At 77.7% G+C, this 1,874-nt stretch carries 1 protein-coding gene; it reads left to right on the forward strand.

The genetic code is table 11. The features are described 5' to 3' along the window. Window positions 1–98: 98 nt before the first annotated feature. Window positions 99–1,874, forward strand: a 1,776-nt coding sequence (locus AC5LUJ_RS00550; protein WP_493464304.1) for a mycofactocin system FadH/OYE family oxidoreductase 1, incomplete at its 3' end; no start/stop codon positions are given.

Consider the following 1,874-nt stretch of genomic DNA (forward strand, 5'->3'; position numbering starts at 1 on the left):
GGTCATCGGCCGCGCGCCGGTGAGTGCCGCACCGGTGAGCGCCTGCCAGCAGGACCCGCTGGCCGGGTTCGCGCCCGCGGCCACGGTGGGGCGCTGACATGCCCGCCCCACAACCGGCCGATCCCCTGTTACTCGGGACCCCCCTGACGCTCGGGACGCGGCGGGCGCCGTCCCGGGTGCTGTTCGGGCCGCACGAGACCAACCTCGGCCACCGCCGCTCGTTGAGCGCCCGGCACGTCGCCTACTACGCCCGGCGGGCGGCCGGCGGCGCCGGGATCATCGTCACCGAGACGGCGTCGGTCACCGCCGACGACTGGCCCTACGAGCGGGCGCCGCTGGCCGCCGACTGCGCCCCCGGCTGGTCGGCGGTGGCCGACGCCTGCCGGGAACACGGCACCCTGGTGCTCGCCGGGCTCGGCCACGCCGGCGGGCAGGGCTCGAGCGCGTTCTCCCAGTCGGTGCTGTGGGCGCCGTCGCCGGTGGCCGACGCGGCCAGCCGCGAACTGCCCGCGGAGATGGAACAGCCCGAGATCGACGCGGTCGTCGAGGGCTTCGCCGCCGCCGCCCGGCTGGCCGCGGCGGCCGGCACCGACGGCGTGGAGATCGACGCCGGGCCGGTCTCGCTGCTGCGCCAGTTCCACTCCGGGCTGACCAACCAGCGTGCCGACGGCTACGGTGACGACCGGTTGCGCCTGACCCGCGAGGTGATCGCCGCGGTGCGCGGCGCGCTGGGGGCCGGCCGCGTCCTGGCGCTGCGGCTGTCCTGCGACGAGCTCGCGCCCTGGGCCGGGGTGACACCCGAGCAGGCGGCCGAGCAGGTCGCCGCCCTCGCCGGCGACATCGACCTGCTCGTCGTGGTCCGTGGCGGGCCGTTCTCCACCTCGGCCTACCGGCCCGCCGCGCACACGCCGCCGATGTTCAACCTCCAGCTGTGCCGGCAGATGCGGGCCGCCGCCGCCGGGCGCGTCCCCGTGGTGCTGCAGGGCAGCGTCGTGGACGTGGCCGAGGCCGAGGCCGCCCTGGCCGACGGTGTCGCCGACATGGCCGAGATGACCCGGGCGCAGATCGCCGAGCCCGACCTGGTGCGTCTCGTACGCGCGGGCGCGGCCGGCCAGGTCCGGCCGTGCGTCCTGTGCAACCAGGCCTGCCGGGTGCGTGACAACCGCAACCCGGTCGTCAGCTGCGTCGGTGAGCCGTACAGCGGGCACGAGACCGTCGAGAGGCCGGTTACGGGCACCGACCCGCGGGCCCGCGCCGTGCTGGTGGTCGGCGGCGGGCCCGCCGGGCTGGAGGCCGCCCGGGTGCTGGCGCTGCGCGGGCACCAGGTCCGGCTGGCCGAACGCGGCGGCACGCTCGGCGGCGCGCTGCGGGCCGCCGCGGCCGGGCCGGGCCGCACCCGGCTGGCCCTGCTCACCGACTGGCTGGTGGCGCAGTGCCACCGGCTGCGGGTGCAGGTCGACCTCGGGACCGAGGTGACCGCCGACGATCTCGACGCGGCTGTCGCGGACGGCTGGGACGTCCTGCTCACCACCGGGTCCCGGCCCGTGCCCGGCCGTTACGGGCCGGCCGGTGCCGATGATGCTGCCGCTCTCACCACCGGTGCCGGTGCTGCCACCGGTGGTGAGAGCGGTGTCGCCGATGGCAGCGGCAACGCGGGCGACGTCGACGGCGGGCGCGCTCCCGCCGAGGAGGGCGGCGCCGACAGCGAAGCCGCCACCGGCGTCGGCGTCGGTGACAGGGCCGGCGTCGGTGACAGGGCCGGCGACAGGGCTGGCGACGGAGGCGGCGCTGCTGAGGGGGGCGCCGCCGAGGAGCGTCCCGGCGCCGACGGGACGACCACCGTGCTCGACGGGACGACCACCGTGCTCGACGGG

This window comes from Protofrankia sp. CiP1_Cm_nod3 (genome assembly GCF_982290655.1).